Source organism: Pseudomonas sp. TE21435 (assembly GCF_056279265.1).
On record NZ_JBWBQZ010000001.1, the window covers coordinates 5404640 to 5422754 of the forward strand.

Sequence of the window (18115 nt, forward strand, 5' to 3'; positions counted from 1 at the left end):
TGAACAAGCTTTCACCCAGGAACTTCCTGCACCCAACCCGCTCTTATGCCGGTAGCCATTGGTCGCGGCCGCCTGCTAAGCTCGCGGCTTTACCCTGATTGCCCTCATGGCGCATGAACAAGGAAATTACATGAAACAGCATCGTTTGGCGGCCGCGGTTGCCCTGGTAGGCCTGGTCCTCGCCGGTTGCGACGCCCAGACCAGCAGCGTCGAGCTGAAGACCCCAGCACAGAAGGCCTCCTACGGTATCGGCCTGAACATGGGCAAGAGCCTGGCCCAGGAAGGCATGGACGACCTCGACTCAAAAGCCGTCGCCCAAGGCATCGAGGACGCTGTTGGCAAGAAGGAACAGCGCATCAAGGACGAAGAACTGGTCGAAGCCTTCACCGCCTTGCAGAAGCGCGCCGAAGAGCGCCTGACCAAGGCCAGCGAGGAAGCAGCCGCCGCCGGCAAGAAGTTCCTCGAGGAAAACGGCAAGAAACCTGGCGTGATCACCACCGCCTCGGGCCTGCAGTATGAAGTGGTGAAGAAGGCCGATGGCCCGCAACCCAAGCCGACCGACGTCGTCACCGTCCACTACGAGGGCAAGCTGACCGACGGCAAGGTATTCGACAGCTCCGTCGAGCGCGGCAGCCCGATCGACCTGCCGGTCAGCGGCGTGATCCCGGGTTGGGTCGAAGGCCTGCAACTGATGCATGTCGGCGAGAAGTACAAGCTGTACATCCCGGCTGAACTGGCCTACGGCGCCCAGAGCCCGAGCCCGCTGATTCCGGCCAACTCGGTCCTGGTGTTCGACCTGGAACTGCTGGCCATCAAAGACCCGGCCAAGGCTGGCGAAGCACCGGCCAAGTAACAGCCGTCGTGTTGCATGAAGACGCCCCGTTTCGACGGGGCGTCGTCGTTTTCAGCAGTGCTTGACGCGAACCGTTGGCGTCATTCACTGTCGCAAGCAGTGCCCGGCCTGAATACAGGTGCCTTTGTCGCAAAACGTTTGCGCGCTTGAAACGGTTGTGTAAAAAACGCCCGATTCGTACCCGGCCCTTGCCCGGTGGGCACCACGCGGCATCAATGCCGCCCTGTTCACAAGGTTATCCACAATAAATGTGGATAACCTCCGGCTCCCCTGGAGGCCCCATGAGCGCACCCTGGAATTTCACCCGCTTCCTGCCCCTTGCCGAACGCTTGCTCAGCCGCGGCCGGCTGCCGGCATTGCTGTTCGCAGTGGCGCGCAAAGGGCCGAGGCTGGGCCAGCTGCGCGAGGACCTGCGCCTGATGCAGGCGCTTTGCCTGGCCTGGTGGCGTGGCGAGTACCGCGCTGTCAGCCCCAAGGCACTGGTGACCATCGTCGCCGGGTTGCTCTACTTCGTCAGCCCACTGGATGCCATCCCCGACTGGCTGCTGGGTGTCGGCCTGCTCGATGACATCGCCGTGCTGGGCTGGGTGCTCAAGACCGTGGCTGATGAGCTGGGCCGCTTCAAGGCCTGGCGCGACAGCCAGGCGCCGGAGCGGCTGCGTGTGGTCGAACGGTTGCCGGAAACCCCCGAAGCGCTGCGCCTGGAACGGCCCGGTAGCTGATTCCGCACAGACCCCCGAGGTTGGTAATATAATTGGCATAAGGGTTATGCCTACGGATTACATGCCGTAATCCAACGTCAAGGGGGTTGTATGGGTATTCAGGTCATCAGCCGGGACGGTCAGCCCGAGTACGCAGTGGTTCCCTGGGAGCAGTATCAGGCGTTGCTCGCGGCCGCAGGCCAGGCACCGGCCAGCGCACCCGTCACCGAAAGCAATGTTGCCAACACTCAACCAAGCGCCAGCCTGTCCTCACTGGCTGAGCTGGCGTCCTTGCGTCAGGCCAAGGGGCTGGCGCCGGAGCAGTTGGCACGCAGTGTCGGCATCAGCCCGGCATACCTGGCCATGATCGAGTCCGGGGAGCGCCGCCCCGACGCGGCCATTCTACGCAGCCTGGCGTGGCACTTGGGCGTGGCCGGCTGGAGCGAGCCGTCATGAGCCAGGTCAGGATCAGCCGTCAGCAATGGCAGGGCCTGCTGAGCGAGCTCGACCTGGCCCGCCGGCAACGCCATCTGCTGACCTACCGGGCACTGCTTGAGCGTTTGCAATTGCCCAGCCCGGCCATGCAGACCTTGACCGCGGCCCTTGAGTACCTGGCGGTGCTCGACGCCCGGGCCGAGCAGCCGCTGCGCAGTTCGCTGGTGATCAGCCAAGGCGCCAGCCGCCTGCCACGCACCGGGTTTTTCGAGTGTGTCGAGCGCCTGGGACGGTTTTCCGGGCCGGTGGACGGCATGGAGGCGGCGTCCTGGCATGCCTCGGAAGTGGTGCGGGTGTTCGAGTATCGCTACCCGGAAGAGGCCTGAAACCGGGGGAGAGGGCTACCTGGCGCGGTAGCGGTTGCCGGAGCCTGCCAGGGTTTACTCCAGTACCGTTGTGTCGATCAGGCTCAGGCTCGCCCCGCCGGTTTCCTTGGCCTTTCTTTTCGCCTGTGAGGCGAGCTCGGCCAACTGGCCGGCATCCAGCCCGGCGGAGCTTCCAGACTTGAGCCAGACCACGCCGATCGACAGCGACAGCAGTTCGAAGGTTTCCCGTTGACCCTGACGGTTATGGGCAATAAAGCATCCGGCCTCCAGGTGTTCACCGCGATAGAAGCGCCGACATTGCCGGGCAAATGCTTCCAGTAGCAGTTCAAGCCGCGCTCGCCAATCTGCCGAGCCCAATACCAGCATGAAATCATCCCCACCGATATGGCCGACGAAATCCCTGCTGGGGTCGACGCAGTCGCTCAGGCACTGCGCCAGGCACAGCAGCACTTCGTCGCCACGGGCATAGCCATAGATATCGTTGAAGGGTTTGAAGTTGTCGATGTCCACGTAGCATACGGCGGCCTCGCGCCGTTGCAGCAGCAGGCGCGCCAGGCACTGCTGGATCGGCACGTTGCCGGGCAGCAGGGTGAGTGGGTTGGCGTGCCTGGCCTGCTGGATCTTCTGTTCGGTGATCAGCTTGAGTACGTCGATCACCCGCCCCAGGCCCAGGTAACGCCCACTCTGGGTGATGATGAAGTCTTCCTCGATACGCTGGCGGGCGCGGCTGGTAAGCAGCCGGCTGACCTGCTGCAGCGACTGGCTGCGCTCGACGGCGAGAAAGTCCTGGCTCATCAACCGGCTGATCGGCTTGCGGGCGAACAGGTCGGTACCAAAAGGCTTGAGCAGGGCGTCGGCAAGTGAATGGCGGTGGACGATGCCACAGGGTTTGCCACGTTCATCCAGCACTGCGAGCGAATTGAGGTTGGCTTGGCGGTGGAACGCCTCGAGCACCTGCTGGATGGGAGTATCGCGCGTGACCGAGGGTTGCAGGATGAGCAGGGCGCTGAGATCGCTGCTGTCCTCGTCCAGCGCCACGGCGGTATCCGGCGCCGGGGGCAGCAGGCCGAGGCTGTCCCCCGGGGGAAACTCCTGGGGGCGCCCCAGCAGGTAGCCCTGGACCAGGTCCACGCCCATGTCGCCCAGTATGGCCAGTTCCTCGGCCAGTTCGATCCCTTCGGCGATCACCTGGGCGCGCGAAGCGCGGGCGATCTGCAGGATCGAGCCGACGAACTCACGCTTGAGCGGGTCCTGGTGGATGCCATCGATGAAATGGCGGTCGATTTTCACGTAGTCCGGGCGCAGCTCCGACCACAGTCGCAGGCTGGAGTAACCAGCACCCAGGTCATCCAGGGCGATGGAAAAACCCATGTCGCGGTAATGGTGCAGGGCGTTGTACAGCAGCTGGAAGTCTTCGGTGGGCGTCTGCTCGGTCAGTTCGATGACCACCCGGCTGGGGGCCAGGCCGACCTGTTCGAGCATTTGCAGGGTGCGCCCGGAAGGGTAGTTGGGTTCTACCAGGGACTCGGGCGAGACGTTGAGAAACAGCTGGCCCGCCAGGTTCAGCTCGCTGAAGCGTCGGCAGGCGGTTTCCCTGCACAGCACTTCCAGTTCACCCAGGCGACCGGCCTGGCGGGCGATGGCGAACAGGTTCAGGGGTGAGTGCAAAGGGCTGTTGGAGGGGCCGCGGCTCAGGGCCTCATAGCCGAGGATGCGCCGTTCGGAGAGGCAGACGATGGGTTGGAACAGACAGTGGATGCTGCGTTGAGCCAGGATGGCACTCAATGCGCTGAGCTGTTCGGTGACGGTCATGGACTGCTTCCTGAATTGAAAAGGGCCAAACGCTTGCACGTTCGGCCCTTCCATTTCACGACAGTCCGATGACTGTTTGATGACAGGTCACATTATTTTGCCATCACTTCAGTGCTTGGCCACCGAGGTGCTGAGGCTCAGGTAGTCGAGCAGGATGCGACCGGTCTCGGACAGGTAGGCATCGTCCTCGGGCTTGGTGTCGTCCGGCTCGGCGGGCAGGGCGTCCTCGTCCTCTTTCTTCAGTTCCTTGAGCGGCTCTTCGCCCTTGGCCTTGCGCCGGATGTTCTCCAGCGCCAGCTGCTTGGCTTCGATCTCGTCGTGGCGGGCGCGACGCTGCTGCTCGTTGAGGCTGACGGTCTTCTCGTTCATCAGCTTCTGGGTCAGTGCCAGGCGGTCGCGGATGTAAACGAACTCGGCATCCTTGTCACTGCGCGCCTCATGCTGCGCTTTGAGCTGGGCGAGGAACGGCTTGAACGGATCGGAGGCAGGCTTGACCACTGGACGGATGGTGTCCCACGGCATGGCTTCAGGCAGGGCGCTTTCACCGATTTCCTTGGTGTCGATGATCGACGGGTAGGCGATGTCCGGCAGCACGCCCTGGTGCTGGGTACTCTGCCCGGAGACCCGGTAGAATTTGGCCAGCGTCAGCTTGAGTTCGCCATGGTTGAGCGGCTGGATGGTCTGCACGGTGCCTTTGCCGAAGGTCTGGCCACCGATGATCAGCGCACGGTGGTAGTCCTGCATGGCGCCGGCGAAAATTTCCGAGGCGGACGCCGAGAGGCGGTTGACCAGCAGTGCCAGCGGGCCTTTGTAGAAGGCGCCGGGGTTCTCGTCCTCGAGCACGTCGACGCGCCCGTCGCTGTTGCGCACCAGCACGGTCGGGCCCTTCTCGATGAACAGGCTGGTCAGCTCGGTGGCTTCCTGCAGCGAGCCGCCACCGTTGTTGCGCAGGTCGATGACCACGCCGTCGACTTTCTCTTTCTGCAGCTCGGTGAGCAGCTTCTTCACGTCGCGGGTGGTGCTCTTGTAATCCGGATCGCCAGCGCGGTATGCCTTGAAGTCCAGGTAGAAAGCCGGGATCTCGATGATGCCGAGCTTGTAGTCACGGCCATCCTGCTTGAGCTTGAGCACCGACTTCTTCGCCGCCTGCTCCTCGAGCTTGACCGCTTCGCGGGTGATCGAGACGATCTTGCTGGTCTGGTCGTTCGGCGCGTTGCTGGCTGGGATGACCTCCAGGCGCACCACCGAGCCTTTCGGGCCGCGGATCAGCTTGACCACTTCGTCAAGGCGCCAGCCGACCACGTCGACCATTTCCTTGTTGCCCTGGGCGACGCCGATGATCTTGTCGGCCGGTGCCACCTGTTTGGTCTTGGCGGCCGGGCCGGCCGGTACCAGGCGTACGATCTTGACCTGGTCGTTGTCGCTCTGCAGCACCGCGCCGATGCCTTCGAGCGACAGGCTCATGTTGATGTCGAAGTTCTCGGCGTTGTCCGGCGACAAGTAATTGGTATGCGGGTCGTAGGACTGGGCGAAGGTGTTGATGTAGGCCTGGAAGATGTCTTCCGCGCGGGTCTGGTCCAGGCGCGCCAGCTGGTTCTTGTAGCGCTTGGTCAGGGTTTCCTGGATCTGCTTGGGATCCTTGCCGGCAATCTTCTGGCGCAGCACTTCGTCCTTGACGCGCTTGCGCCACAGGTCGTCGAGCTCGGCCTGGTTCTTCATCCACGGGGCGTCCTTGCGGTCGACCAGCAGGTCTTCCTTCACCGTGAAGTCGATCTTGTCGGCACCCTTGGCCAGCTCCGCCAGGGCGAAGTCCAGGCGCGACTTCACGCGGTCCAGGTAACGCTTGTAGATGGTGAAGCCCGGCTCGAGGTTGCCACTTTTCAGGAAGTCGTCGAACTGGGTCTTCCATTTGTCGAATTCGGCGATGTCGGCTGCGGTGAAGTAGCTGCGCGAAGGGTCGAGCAGCTTGATGTAGCTGTCATAGATGATGACCGAACGGGCGTCGTCCAGCGGCGGCTTGCTGTAGTGGTGGCGCTTGAGCAGCTCGACGATGTTGAGGCTGGCGACCACTTCGTCGCGGTCCGGCTGCAGGCTGTCCCACTTGTTGGCGGCGGCCGCATTGCCACCGAGCGTGAGGCTGCCCAGGCCGATCATGAGGGCGAGGGCGGTGCTGGGGAGGAAATGCTTCATGCTGATTCGACGTGGAGGCAATTGATCACGCATAGTAGGCCGTCTTATCCGTTCGCCGGTTCCATCGGAGCCGGACGCATACTGCAAAAAGCCTGGGACTTGGCGTGCCCAGGCTCGGTCATATGATTCAACTATGGAGGCACTGTGAAGGCATTGCAAGGCGTTGACGGACATGTGGCGTGGGTCGAGGCCGAGCGCCCGGCCTGCGATGCCGGGCAGGTACGTATCCGCGTGGCCGCCGCGGGCCTGAACCGCGCCGACCTGCTGCAGCGGGCGGGGCTGTACCCGCCGCCTCCTGGTGCCAGCCCTTATATGGGGCTGGAATGCGCCGGCGTCGTCCAGGAAGTCGGAGCGGGTGCCGATTGGCGTGTGGGCGACCGGGTCTGTGCATTGCTCGCCGGTGGTGGCATGGCCGAGGAGGTGGTGGTCGACGCCCGTCATGTGCTGCCGGTGCCCGAAGGGTTGAGCCTGCAGGAAGCCGCTGCGATTCCCGAGGTGTATGCCACGGCCTGGCTGAACATCTTCCAGCTGGGGGCATTGAAGGCTGGCGAGAAGGTATTGGTGCATGCCGGGGCCAGTGGTGTGGGCTCGGCGGCGATCCAGCTGTGCAAGGCCTTCGGCAACCCGGTGTGGGTCAGCGTCGGCTCGCCGGAGCGGCTGGCCTACTGTGAGTCGCTGGGGGCCGCAGGTGGCGTGGTGCGCAATGGCAACCTCGATGATCTCAAGCAGCTTGGTCCATTCGATGTGATTCTGGACCCGGTGGGCGCCAGTTATGCGCCGCTCAACCTGCAGCTGCTGGCCCGTGACGGGCGTTGGGTGATCATTGGCCTGATGGGCGGACGCAAGGTCGAGCTGGACCTGGCGCTGGTGTTGGGCAAGCGCCTGGAAATCACCGGCTCCACGCTGCGCAACCGTGATGACGGGTTCAAGGCCGAATTGTTGCGCGAATTGCGCCAGCAGGTGTGGCCGTTGTTCGCCGAGGGGCGACTGTCGCCACAGTTGGTCGATACCTATCCGGTCGAATTCGCCGAAGCGGCCTATGCGGAACTGGCAAGCAACCAGGTTTCCGGGAAGCTGGTGCTGGTGATCGATCCAACCCTCGTTTGATGGCGGTTCGTGGGAGCGGGCTTGCGCCGCGATGACGATACAGAGGCTGTCATCTCTTCGCGGTGCAAGCGCGCTCCTGCGCCTGTCCAGGCCTTACTCGTGGTTCGGTGGCACCAGGATCGTGTCCCTGGCCTCAGGCAGCATCCCTGGATAATCCAAGGTGTAATGCAGGCCCCGGCTTTCCTTGCGCTGCATGGCCGAACGGATCATCAACTCGGCCACCTGCGCCAGGTTGCGCAGCTCGATCAGGTCACGGCTGACCTTGTAGTTGCTGTAGAACTCGTCGATTTCGTCCAACAGCATGCGCACCCTGTGCTCGGCCCGTTGCAGGCGCTTGCTGGTGCGCACGATGCCCACATAGTCCCACATGAAGCGCCGCAGTTCGTCCCAGTTGTGCGCGATGATCACGTCCTCGTCCGAATCGGTGACCTGGCTTGCGTCCCAGCAGGGCAGGGCGCGGGGCATGGCGACCTGGTCCAGGCGCGCCTCGATATCGGCGGCGGCGGCGCGGCCATAGACGAAGCATTCGAGCAGCGAGTTGCTGGCCATCCTGTTGGCGCCATGCAGGCCGGTGAAACTGGTTTCGCCGATGGCGTACAGGCCAGGCACGTCGCTGTGGCCGTGCTCGTCGATCATTACCCCGCCACAGGTGTAATGGGCCGCAGGCACCACCGGGATAGGCTGGCGGGTGATGTCGATACCGAAGGTCAGGCAGCGTTCGTAGACCGTTGGGAAATGGCTCTTGATGAAGTCGGCCGGCTTGTGGCTGATATCCAGATAGACGCAGTCCACCCCCAGGCGCTTCATCTCGTGGTCGATGGCGCGGGCGACGATATCCCGTGGCGCCAGCTCTTCACGTGGGTCGAAGCGCGGCATGAAACGCTCGCCGTTGGGCAGGCGCAGCAGGGCGCCCTCACCGCGCAGGGCCTCGGTGATCAGGAAGCTCTTGGCCTGCGGATGGTACAGGCAGGTTGGGTGGAACTGGTTGAACTCCAGGTTGGCCACCCGGCAGCCGGCGCGCCAAGCCATGGCGATGCCGTCGCCGCAAGCACCGTCGGGATTACTGGTATAGAGGTAGACCTTGGCCGCGCCGCCGGTGGCCAGCACGGTGAAACGGGCACCGAAGGTGTCCACCTCGCCGGTGTTGCGGTCCAGGACGTAGGCGCCAAGGCAGCGATCTCCGTCCAGGCCCAGGCGCCGCTCGGTGATCAGGTCGACGGCCACGCGCTGTTCCAGCAACTGGATGTTCGGCCGCTTGCGCGCCTGCTCCAGCAACGTGGTGAAGATAGCGGCACCGGTGGCGTCGGCGGCATGGATGATGCGCCGGTGGCTATGGCCCCCTTCGCGGGTCAGGTGGAACTCGAATCCACCGTCGTCGACGCTGTAGTGTTCGTCGCGGGTAAACGGCACGCCTTGCTCGATCAGCCACTGGATGGCCTCGCGGCTGTGCTCGACGGTGAAGCGCACGGCATCTTCATGGCACAGGCCGCCACCGGCGTTGAGCGTGTCCTCGACATGCGACTGCACGGTATCTGTGTCATCGAGCACCGCGGCGACACCGCCCTGGGCCCAGAAGGTAGAACCGTTGGCCAGGTCGCCCTTGCTCAGCACGGCAATGCGCAGGTGGCCGGGAAGGTTCAGTGCCAGGCTGAGACCGGCGGCACCGCTACCGATCACCAGGACATCATGTTGGAATTGTTGGCTCATGTCGGGACACTAGTAATCTTTGGAGGGGGCACGGCACAATAGTCGGGCGCCGATGGCATTGTGAAACTATCGTGAAACCGGGTCGGGGTGCCTTTATAGCAGCCCCGGGCGCCTGATTTCCAATGGCACTTGCGGGTGGGTGGCGATCTTTGTGGGAACTTTCCGATACCCCTGGAAATCCTATACAGGCTGCCCGTACGCCACAGGTTGCTGCGGCGACGCAAGGCGCCGGCTCTATTCTGGGCTGGCACCTGCGTAACGAAAACTGATTATCGGCGCAGCCGGCCGTGACCGCGTTGCGTCTTCCGTGCGAGCCGACCAAGGGCCGCAGGAAACTTGCTTGGAGGGGAGAACTTTTGCGAAAAGCCCGAGTCTATGGTTGCAAGCCTGAACGATGGCTGTTGCAACGCTCCTTCGAGATCACTGAGGAGTGTTCATGCTAACCCAGGAAGAGGATCAGCAGCTTGTCGAGCGCGTGCAGCGTGGCGACAGGCGAGCGTTCGATCTGTTGGTGCTGAAGTATCAGCACAAGATTCTCGGGTTGATCGTGCGTTTCGTACACGACACCCATGAAGCGCAGGACGTGGCGCAGGAAGCCTTCATCAAGGCATACCGTGCGCTTGGGAATTTTCGCGGTGACAGTGCGTTCTACACCTGGCTGTACCGCATCGCCATCAATACGGCGAAGAACTACCTGGTATCCCGTGGAAGACGGCCACCAGACAGCGATGTGAGCTCCGAGGATGCGGAGTTTTACGACGGCGATCATGGTCTCAAGGATCTCGAGTCCCCAGAGCGCGCGTTGTTGCGGGATGAAATCGAAGGCACTGTCCATCGAACCATTCAGCAACTGCCCGAGGACTTGCGCACGGCACTGACCCTGCGCGAGTTCGACGGACTGAGTTACGAAGACATTGCCAGTGTCATGCAATGTCCGGTGGGTACCGTGCGCTCTCGAATCTTCCGCGCTCGGGAGGCCATAGACAAAGCCCTGCAACCTTTGTTGCAGGAAACCTGAGACAGCGGCGATAGCCAAGAGAGGAACCGCCATGAGTCGTGAAGCTTTGCAGGAATCGCTGTCCGCGGTGATGGATAACGAAGCGGACGAACTGGAACTGCGTCGCGTGCTGAACGCCGTCGACGATGCCGAAACCCGTGCCACCTGGTCGCGTTATCAGGTTGCCCGTGCAGCCATGCACAAGGAGCTGCTGTTGCCCAAGCTGGACATCGCCTCGGCGGTTTCCGCGGCGCTGGCCGACGAGGCCGTGCCGGCCAAGGTCAAGCAGGGCCCGTGGCGCAGCATTGGCCGTCTCGCCGTGGCCGCTTCGGTGACCGTTGCCGTACTGGCGGGCGTGCGTTTCTACAACCAGGACGAGATCACTGGCGCCCAGCTGGCCGCCCAGCAGCCAGCCCAGCAGGGCCTGAGCATGCCGCAGGTGCAAGGCCCGGCCGTATTGGCAGGCTATAGTGAAGGCAACGAGCAACCGACCGGGCCGATGGCCAACGGTGTGCTGCAGAACCAGGCCGGCTGGGATCAACGCCTGCCAGGCTACCTGCGCCAGCACGCCCAGGAGTCCGCGCTGAAGGGCAACGAAACCGCGCTGCCTTACGCCCGCGCCGCCAGCCTGGAAAACCGCTAAGTAAGGAGGATCATGCGCGCGCTACCTCTCCTGTCGCTGCTGCTTGGCAGCAGCCTGACGGTACAGGCCCTGGCCGCCAACTCTTCGCCCGAGGCGAGCGAGTGGCTCAACAAGCTGGCAAGGGCCGAGCAGCAGCAGAGTTACCAGGGTTCCTTCGTCTACGAACGTAACGGCAGTTTCTCATCCCACGATATCTGGCATCGCGTCCAGGACGGCAAGGTCAGCGAGCGGCTGCTGCAGCTCGACGGCTCGGCCCAGGAAATCGTGCGGGTCGACGGCAAGGTGCAGTGCGTCAGTGGCAACTTGGTCAGTAGCGTGAGCGCCGCGCCGGACACTGCCGCGCGGGTGCTCGATCCCCTGAAACTGATGAGCTGGTATGATCTGAGCGTGGCAGGCAAGTCACGCGTCGCCGGGCGCGACGCGGTGATTGTCTCGCTCACCCCGCGTGACCAGCATCGCTATGCCTTCGAATTGCACCTGGATCGGCGTACCGGCCTGCCTCTACGCTCGTTGATGCTCAACGACAAGGGCCAGTTGCTCGAGCGCTTCCAGATGACCCGCCTGGACACCGACGACGTGCCGACCGACGCCGACCTCAGCGCCGGTGCTGCCTGCAGGCCGGTCGAACAGGTCGCCTCCGGCACCTCCGAAAGCGCTGCCGGGTGGCGTTCCGACTGGTTGCCGCCGGGTTTTGAGCTGGTCAACAGCTCGGTGCGGCGCGACCCCGAGCGCAAGAGTACCGTCAGCAGCCTGATGTATGACGATGGCCTGGCCCGTTTTTCGGTGTTCCTCGAGCCGATCGGCAACGAGCCCGGTATCGATACCCGTGCCCAGCTCGGCCCTACTGTCGCAGTGTCGCGGCGCCTGACCACGCCCAAGGGCAAGGTGATGGTCACGGTGGTCGGCGAGATTCCGCTGGGCACTGCCGAGCGTGTCGCCTTGTCGATGCGGGCCCAGGATGCCCAGGCGCGTCAATGACTGAGCAGTGCCCTGACAGCTCTTGTTACACAGAGCTGACATGAAATTAAGGCATTGTCATTTGCAATCCTGCCGCAAATTTTCTATAGGTCAGGCTTCTCGGAGTCTGGCCTTTCCTGCGTCTGCGGGAACCTTACTGCTAACTACGCTCGTTGTGACGGGAGCCGTATGTCAATACCACGCTTGAAAACCTACCTATCGATGTTCGCTGCCGTGCTGATGCTCGGCCAGGTACTCAGTGCCCAGGCCGAGGAGTCCCTGCCGGACTTCACCACCCTGGTCGAGCAGGCCTCGCCGGCGGTGGTCAACATCAGTACCAAGCAGAAGCTGCCGGACCGCCGTGTCGCCGCCGGGCAGATGCCCGACCTGGAAGGCCTGCCGCCGATGTTCCGCGAGTTCTTCGAGCGCAACATGCCGCAGCAGCCGCGTTCGCCGCGCGGTGATCGCCAGCGTGAGGCGCAGTCGCTGGGGTCGGGCTTCATCATTTCCAGTGACGGCTACGTGCTGACCAACAACCATGTGGTGGCCGACGCTGACGAGATCATCGTCCGCCTGTCCGACCGCAGCGAGCTGCAGGCCAAGCTGGTGGGTACCGACCCACGCACCGACGTGGCGTTGCTCAAGGTCGACGGCAAGAACCTGCCGACCGTCAAACTGGGCGATTCGGAAAAGCTCAAGGTCGGTGAATGGGTGCTGGCCATCGGTTCGCCGTTCGGCTTCGACCACTCGGTGACCAAGGGTATCGTCAGCGCCAAGGGCCGCACGCTGCCCAACGATACCTATGTGCCGTTCATCCAGACCGACGTGGCGATCAACCCGGGCAACTCCGGTGGGCCGCTGTTCAACATGAAAGGCGAGGTGGTGGGCATCAACTCGCAGATCTTCACCCGTTCCGGCGGCTTCATGGGCCTGTCGTTCGCCATCCCGATCGACGTGGCGATCGATGTATCGAACCAGTTGAAGAAAGACGGCAAGGTCAGCCGCGGCTGGCTGGGCGTGGTGATCCAGGAGGTCAACAAGGACCTGGCCGAGTCGTTCGGCCTGGACAAGCCGGCCGGTGCCCTGGTGGCCCAGGTTCTGGAAAACGGCCCGGCAGCCAAGGGCGGCCTGCAGGTGGGCGACGTGATCCTGAGCATGAATGGCCAGCCGATCGTCATGTCCGCCGACCTGCCGCACCTGGTAGGCAGCCTGAAGGATGGCGAGAAAGCCAAGCTTGAGATCATCCGCAATGGCAAGCGCCAGAACCTGGATGTGACCATCGGCGCATTGCCCGAGGATGACGCCGACATCGGCATGGGTGCGGGTGCCGATGGCAGCGCCGAGCGCAGCAGCAACCGTCTGGGCGTATCTGTCGCCGACCTCAGTGCCGAGCAGAAAAAGTCGCTCGAACTCAAGGGCGGGGTGGTCATCAAGGAAGTCCAGGATGGCCCGGCGGCCATGATCGGCCTGCGTCCGGGCGATGTGATCAGCCACCTGAACAACCAGGCCATTGCCTCGGCCAAGCAGTTCACCGAGATCGCCAAGGAACTGCCGAAGAACCGTTCGGTGTCCATGCGCGTGCTGCGCCAGGGGCGTGCCAGCTTCATCACCTTCAAACTGGCTGAATAAGCGGATTGCAAGGTAGGAAAGGGCAGCCTCGGCTGCCCTTTTTCTTGAGCAAGCAGGAGTAAAGGTCCTGCGTGGGAGCGGGCTTGCCCCGCGATATTGTCAGATCAGGCAACAATTTCAACTGATCGGACGCCATCGCGGGGTAAGACCGCTCCCACGCTAACCGATAGGCAGGTGACAAGGGTTCTCCCATATCCCTGCGGCTTGAGGTACAATTCCCGGCTATTTTTCGGCGGGCGTCCGGCTCGCAGCCTTTTCGAGTGTTGACCTGTGAGTGATTTGAGTCATATCCGCAATTTCTCCATCATCGCCCACATCGACCATGGCAAGTCGACGCTGGCCGACCGTTTCATCCAGATGTGCGGTGGCCTGTCGGCGCGCGAAATGGAAGCCCAGGTCCTCGATTCCATGGACTTGGAGCGCGAACGCGGTATCACCATCAAGGCCCACAGCGTCACGCTGCACTACAAGGCGCAGGATGGTAAAACCTACCAGCTGAACTTCATCGACACCCCCGGCCACGTTGACTTCACCTATGAAGTCTCGCGCTCGCTGGCGGCGTGCGAGGGCGCGCTGCTGGTGGTCGATGCCGGCCAGGGCGTCGAGGCGCAATCGGTGGCCAACTGCTACACCGCCATCGAGCAGGGCCTGGAAGTCATGCCCGTGCTGAACAAGATGGACCTGCCCCAGGCTGACCCGGACCGCGTCAAGGACGAGATCGAGAAGATCATCGGCATCGACGCCACCGACGCCGTGGCTTGCAGTGCCAAGAGCGGCATGGGCGTCGACGAGGTGCTCGAGCGCCTGGTACATACCATCCCCGCTCCGACCGGTGAGATCGACGCCCCGCTGCAGGCGCTGATCATCGACTCCTGGTTCGACAACTACCTGGGCGTGGTCTCGCTGGTGCGTGTGCGCCAGGGCCGCGTCAAGAAAGGCGACAAGATCCTGGTCAAGTCCACCGGCAAGGTGCATCTGGTCGACAGCGTTGGTGTGTTCACCCCGAAACACACCCAGACCGCTGATCTGAAAGCCGGTGAAGTGGGCTTCATCATTGCCAGCATCAAGGACATCCATGGTGCGCCGGTGGGCGACACCCTGACCCTGTCCAGCACCCCGGAAGTCGAAATGCTGGCGGGCTTCAAGAAGATCCAGCCGCAGGTTTACGCGGGCCTGTTCCCGGTCAGTTCCGACGACTTCGAGGACTTCCGCGACGCCCTGCAGAAGCTGACCCTGAACGACTCGTCGCTGCAATACATGCCGGAAAGCTCCGACGCCCTGGGCTTCGGCTTCCGTTGCGGCTTCCTCGGCATGCTGCACATGGAGATCATCCAGGAGCGCCTGGAGCGCGAATACGACCTGGACCTGATCACCACCGCGCCAAGCGTGATCTACGAGCTCGAGCTCAAGACCGGTGAGACCATCGTCGTCGACAACCCATCGAAGCTGCCGGACGTCTCGTCCGTCACCGACTTCCGCGAGCCGATCGTCACCGCGACCATCCTCGTGCCGCAGGAGCACCTGGGCAACGTCATCACCCTGTGCATCGAGAAGCGTGGCGTGCAGCGCGACATGCAGTTCCTCGGCAGCCAGGTGCAGGTGCGCTACGACATGCCGATGAACGAAGTGGTCCTGGACTTCTTCGACCGGCTCAAGTCCACCAGTCGCGGCTACGCGTCGCTGGACTACCATTTCGACCGCTACCAGTCGGCCAACCTGGTCAAGCTGGACGTGCTGATCAACGGCGACAAGGTCGATGCCCTGGCCCTGATCGTGCACCGCGACAACGCCGCCTACAAAGGCCGTGCGTTGACCGAAAAGATGAAGGAACTGATCCCTAGGCAGATGTTCGACGTGGCGATCCAGGCAGCTATCGGCGGCCAGATCATTGCGCGGACAACCGTCAAGGCGCTCAGAAAGAACGTACTGGCCAAGTGCTACGGTGGTGACGTCAGCCGTAAGAAGAAGCTGCTGGAGAAGCAGAAGGCCGGTAAGAAACGCATGAAGCAGGTAGGTAACGTGGAGATTCCACAGGAAGCCTTCCTCGCTGTGCTCAGGTTGGATAGCTAGGTCCTATGTCGCTAAATTTCCCGCTGTTGCTCGTCATCGCCGTCGCTGTCTGCGGTCTGTTGGGTCTGATCGACCTGCTGTTCCTGGCCCCGCGCCGGCGGGCGGCGATCGCCAACTACCAGGGCAGCGTCAGCCAGCCTGAAATGGCCGTGGTCGAACGCCTGAACAAGGAACCCTTGCTGGTTGAATACGGCAAGTCGTTCTTCCCGGTGCTGTTCATCGTGCTGGTGCTGCGTTCGTTCCTGGTCGAGCCGTTCCAGATCCCCTCGGGGTCGATGAAGCCGACGCTGGAAGTGGGCGACTTCATCCTGGTGAACAAGTTCTCCTACGGCATTCGCCTGCCGGTGATCGACAAGAAGGTCATCGAGGTGGGTGATCCGCAGCGCGGGGATGTGATGGTGTTCCGCTACCCGAGCGACCCCAACGTCAACTACATCAAGCGTGTGGTCGGCCTGCCGGGCGACGTGATCCGCTACACCGCCGACAAGCGGCTGTTCGTCAATGGCCAGGCGATTGCCGAGCAGTTGGTCGGCAGCGAGCCGGGCACCCTGGGCAGCGCCGAGCTGTACAAGGAAAAGCTCGGTGAAGCCGAGCACCTGATCCGCAAGGAAATGACCCGCTATCGCATGCCGCCGGACCAGCAGTGGACCGTGCCGTCCGGTCACTACTTCATGATGGGTGACAACCGCGACAACTCCAACGACAGCCGCTTCTGGGATGATCCGAACATTCCCAAGGAACTGCATGGCATGGTTCCGGACCGGAATATCGTCGGCAAGGCCTTTGCGGTCTGGATGAGCTGGCCAGAGCCGAAACTCAGCCACTTCCCGAACCTGTCGCGGGTCGGGCTGATCCATTGAGTAACGACGGCGCTGTCCACGGACGGCGCCGATTGCATTTCTGACATAGGCTGTGTTCTCAGGGAGCGAGGCTTTCGCCGTTTCCGGCGTCTGACCACAGTCAAACCGTCTTTCAGGATGTTGATTTGAACAACGCGTTGAACATTGCCGGGGTGGCCCCATGAGTGGTTCCCTTGCACGCCTGGAGCGCAAGCTCGGCTACACCTTCAAGAACCAGGACCAGATGCTGCTGGCCCTGACCCATCGCAGCTACGCCGGGCGCAATAACGAGCGCCTGGAGTTCCTTGGCGATGCCATCCTCAACTTCGTGGTCGGCGAGGCGCTGTTTGAGCGCTTCCCGCAGGCGCGTGAGGGCCAGTTGTCGCGTCTTCGCGCCCGTCTGGTCAAAGGCGAGACCCTGGCGCGGCTGGCCCGCGGCTTCGACCTGGGCGAATACCTGCGCCTGGGTTCGGGTGAGCTGAAAAGCGGTGGCTTCCGTCGCGAGTCGATTCTTGCCGACGCTCTCGAGGCCCTCATCGGTGCGATCTACCAGGACGCCGACATGCAGACCGCACGCGAGCGAATCCTCGCCTGGCTGACCGACGAGTTCGATGGCCTGACCCTGGTCGACACCAACAAGGACCCCAAGACGCGCTTGCAGGAGTTCCTGCAGTCGCGTGCCTGCGAGTTGCCACGTTACGAAGTGGTGGATATCCAGGGCGAACCGCACTGCCGGACCTTCTTCGTCGAATGTGAAGTGGTCCTGCTGAACAAGAAAAGCCGCGGCCAGGGCGTGAGCCGGCGTATCGCCGAGCAGGTCGCCGCCGCCGCCGCATTGATCGCCCTGGGCGTGGAGAATGGCAATGACTGAGAACACTTCGACCCGCTGCGGCTATGTGGCCATCGTCGGTCGCCCCAACGTGGGCAAGTCCACGCTGCTCAACCACATCCTCGGCCAGAAGCTGGCGATCACCTCGCGCAAGCCGCAGACCACCCGCCACAACATGCTCGGCATCAAGACCGAGGGTGACGTGCAGGCGATCTACGTCGACACCCCCGGCATGCACAAGGCCAACGACAAGGCGCTGAACCGCTACATGAACCGCAACGCCTCGGCAGCCTTGAAGGACGTCGACGTGGTGATCTTCGTGGTCGACCGCACCAAGTGGACCGACGAGGACCAGTTGGTGCTGGAGCGCGTGCAGTACGTGACCGGCCCGCTGATCATCGCGGTCAACAAAACCGACCGCATGGAAGAGAAGGCCGAGCTGATCCCGCACCTGCAGTGGCTGCAAGAGCAGCTGCCGAACGCCGAAGTGATGCCGATTTCCGCGCAGCAGGGGCACAACCTCGAAGCGCTGGAAGCACAGATCGCCAAGCACCTGCCCGAGAACGATCACTTCTTCCCCGAAGACCAGATCACCGACCGTAGCAGCCGCTTCCTGGCCGCCGAGCTGGTGCGCGAGAAGATCATGCGTCAGCTCGGTGCGGAGCTGCCGTACCAGATCACCGTGGAGATCGAGGAATTCAAGCAGCAGGGCCATGTGCTGCACATCCATGCGCTGATCCTGGTTGAGCGCGACGGCCAGAAGAAGATCATCATTGGCGACAAGGGCGAGCGCATCAAGCGCATCGGCTCCGAGGCGCGCAAGGACATGGAAGTACTGTTCGACTCCAAGGTCATGCTCAACCTGTGGGTCAAGGTGAAGGGCGGCTGGTCCGACGACGAGCGCGCCCTGCGTTCGCTGGGTTACGGCGACCTGTAAACCCTTCGGCGGCACTGCCTCTG

General features: G+C 62.9%; 16 protein-coding genes. 13 read left to right on the forward strand and 3 right to left on the reverse strand.

Annotation, left to right across the window (positions count from 1 at the left end; all coding sequences use genetic code 11):
- Window positions 1-130 precede the first annotated feature (130 nt).
- From ACZ9C1_RS24480 to ACZ9C1_RS24495, 4 genes are all read left to right on the forward strand, one after another.
- Complete coding sequence (locus ACZ9C1_RS24480) at window positions 131-853, forward strand: FKBP-type peptidyl-prolyl cis-trans isomerase (protein ID WP_038705560.1); 723 nt, start codon at window positions 131-133, stop codon at window positions 851-853.
- 281 nt (window positions 854-1134) lie between these two features.
- Window positions 1135-1575, forward strand: coding sequence for a YkvA family protein (locus tag ACZ9C1_RS24485; protein ID WP_102681605.1), 441 nt, complete (start codon window positions 1135-1137; stop codon window positions 1573-1575).
- A gap of 90 nt (window positions 1576-1665) precedes the next feature.
- Window positions 1666-2010, forward strand: coding sequence for a helix-turn-helix domain-containing protein (locus ACZ9C1_RS24490; protein ID WP_102681606.1), 345 nt, complete (start codon window positions 1666-1668; stop codon window positions 2008-2010).
- Window positions 2007-2375: a hypothetical protein gene (locus ACZ9C1_RS24495; RefSeq protein ID WP_023629774.1), complete on the forward strand. Its 369-nt coding sequence runs from the start codon at window positions 2007-2009 to the stop codon at window positions 2373-2375. The genes ACZ9C1_RS24490 and ACZ9C1_RS24495 overlap by 4 nt, the downstream gene beginning before the upstream one ends.
- 54 nt (window positions 2376-2429) lie before the next feature.
- Here the strand turns inward: ACZ9C1_RS24495 and ACZ9C1_RS24500 are convergent, their stop codons facing one another.
- Complete coding sequence (locus ACZ9C1_RS24500; RefSeq protein ID WP_277503066.1) at window positions 2430-4187, reverse strand: bifunctional diguanylate cyclase/phosphodiesterase; 1758 nt, start codon at window positions 4185-4187, stop codon at window positions 2430-2432.
- A gap of 108 nt (window positions 4188-4295) precedes the next feature.
- Window positions 4296-6377 (reverse strand): carboxy terminal-processing peptidase, encoded by a 2082-nt coding sequence (locus ACZ9C1_RS24505; protein WP_172670906.1) that lies wholly within the window; start codon window positions 6375-6377, stop codon window positions 4296-4298.
- A 144-nt stretch (window positions 6378-6521) separates the two neighbouring features.
- Between ACZ9C1_RS24505 and ACZ9C1_RS24510 the strand changes: the two genes are divergently transcribed.
- On the forward strand, window positions 6522-7484 hold the full coding sequence (locus tag ACZ9C1_RS24510; RefSeq protein WP_476254463.1) for an NAD(P)H-quinone oxidoreductase: 963 nt from the start codon (window positions 6522-6524) through the stop codon (window positions 7482-7484).
- A gap of 93 nt (window positions 7485-7577) precedes the next feature.
- Here ACZ9C1_RS24510 and nadB read toward each other — a convergent pair whose 3' ends face one another.
- Window positions 7578-9191: an L-aspartate oxidase gene (gene nadB / locus ACZ9C1_RS24515; protein ID WP_046856844.1), complete on the reverse strand. Its 1614-nt coding sequence runs from the start codon at window positions 9189-9191 to the stop codon at window positions 7578-7580.
- A gap of 436 nt (window positions 9192-9627) precedes the next feature.
- Between nadB and rpoE the strand changes: the two genes are divergently transcribed.
- From rpoE to era, 8 genes are all read left to right on the forward strand, one after another.
- The gene (rpoE, locus tag ACZ9C1_RS24520; RefSeq protein WP_010220971.1) at window positions 9628-10209 is read left to right on the forward strand and encodes an RNA polymerase sigma factor RpoE/AlgU; all 582 of its coding nucleotides are present in this window, start codon (window positions 9628-9630) and stop codon (window positions 10207-10209) included.
- A gap of 31 nt (window positions 10210-10240) precedes the next feature.
- A complete protein-coding gene (locus ACZ9C1_RS24525; RefSeq protein WP_102681609.1) occupies window positions 10241-10831 on the forward strand; it encodes a sigma-E factor negative regulatory protein in 591 nt (196 codons plus the stop codon).
- A gap of 12 nt (window positions 10832-10843) precedes the next feature.
- Window positions 10844-11809 (forward strand): MucB/RseB C-terminal domain-containing protein, encoded by a 966-nt coding sequence (locus ACZ9C1_RS24530; RefSeq protein WP_102681610.1) that lies wholly within the window; start codon window positions 10844-10846, stop codon window positions 11807-11809.
- Window positions 11810-12010: 201 nt separating this feature from the next.
- A complete protein-coding gene (locus tag ACZ9C1_RS24535; RefSeq protein ID WP_371918089.1) occupies window positions 12011-13417 on the forward strand; it encodes a DegQ family serine endoprotease in 1407 nt (468 codons plus the stop codon).
- Window positions 13418-13687: 270 nt separating this feature from the next.
- Entirely contained in the window at window positions 13688-15487 is a 1800-nt protein-coding gene (lepA, locus tag ACZ9C1_RS24540) for a translation elongation factor 4 (RefSeq protein WP_038705563.1), read from the forward strand.
- Between the two features lie 5 nt (window positions 15488-15492).
- Window positions 15493-16347: a signal peptidase I gene (gene lepB / locus ACZ9C1_RS24545; RefSeq protein WP_110697764.1), complete on the forward strand. Its 855-nt coding sequence runs from the start codon at window positions 15493-15495 to the stop codon at window positions 16345-16347.
- Between the two features lie 160 nt (window positions 16348-16507).
- Window positions 16508-17197 (forward strand): ribonuclease III, encoded by a 690-nt coding sequence (gene rnc / locus ACZ9C1_RS24550; RefSeq protein WP_023630413.1) that lies wholly within the window; start codon window positions 16508-16510, stop codon window positions 17195-17197.
- Complete coding sequence (gene era / locus ACZ9C1_RS24555) at window positions 17190-18092, forward strand: GTPase Era (RefSeq protein WP_031315023.1); 903 nt, start codon at window positions 17190-17192, stop codon at window positions 18090-18092. The genes rnc and era overlap by 8 nt, the downstream gene beginning before the upstream one ends.
- Window positions 18093-18115 lie beyond the last annotated feature (23 nt).

Coding starts and splice junctions, on each gene's coding strand:
- ACZ9C1_RS24480 (WP_038705560.1), top strand. CDS start 131: ATGAAACAGCATCGTTTGGCGGCCGCGGTTGCCCTGGTAGGCCTGGTC.
- ACZ9C1_RS24485 (WP_102681605.1), top strand. CDS start 1,135: ATGAGCGCACCCTGGAATTTCACCCGCTTCCTGCCCCTTGCCGAACGC.
- ACZ9C1_RS24490 (WP_102681606.1), top strand. CDS start 1,666: ATGGGTATTCAGGTCATCAGCCGGGACGGTCAGCCCGAGTACGCAGTG.
- ACZ9C1_RS24495 (WP_023629774.1), top strand. CDS start 2,007: ATGAGCCAGGTCAGGATCAGCCGTCAGCAATGGCAGGGCCTGCTGAGC.
- ACZ9C1_RS24500 (WP_277503066.1), bottom strand. CDS start 4,187: ATGACCGTCACCGAACAGCTCAGCGCATTGAGTGCCATCCTGGCTCAA.
- ACZ9C1_RS24505 (WP_172670906.1), bottom strand. CDS start 6,377: ATGAAGCATTTCCTCCCCAGCACCGCCCTCGCCCTCATGATCGGCCTG.
- nadB (WP_046856844.1), bottom strand. CDS start 9,191: ATGAGCCAACAATTCCAACATGATGTCCTGGTGATCGGTAGCGGTGCC.
- rpoE (WP_010220971.1), top strand. CDS start 9,628: ATGCTAACCCAGGAAGAGGATCAGCAGCTTGTCGAGCGCGTGCAGCGT.
- ACZ9C1_RS24525 (WP_102681609.1), top strand. CDS start 10,241: ATGAGTCGTGAAGCTTTGCAGGAATCGCTGTCCGCGGTGATGGATAAC.
- ACZ9C1_RS24530 (WP_102681610.1), top strand. CDS start 10,844: ATGCGCGCGCTACCTCTCCTGTCGCTGCTGCTTGGCAGCAGCCTGACG.
- ACZ9C1_RS24535 (WP_371918089.1), top strand. CDS start 12,011: ATGTTCGCTGCCGTGCTGATGCTCGGCCAGGTACTCAGTGCCCAGGCC.
- lepB (WP_110697764.1), top strand. CDS start 15,493: ATGTCGCTAAATTTCCCGCTGTTGCTCGTCATCGCCGTCGCTGTCTGC.
- rnc (WP_023630413.1), top strand. CDS start 16,508: ATGAGTGGTTCCCTTGCACGCCTGGAGCGCAAGCTCGGCTACACCTTC.
- era (WP_031315023.1), top strand. CDS start 17,190: ATGACTGAGAACACTTCGACCCGCTGCGGCTATGTGGCCATCGTCGGT.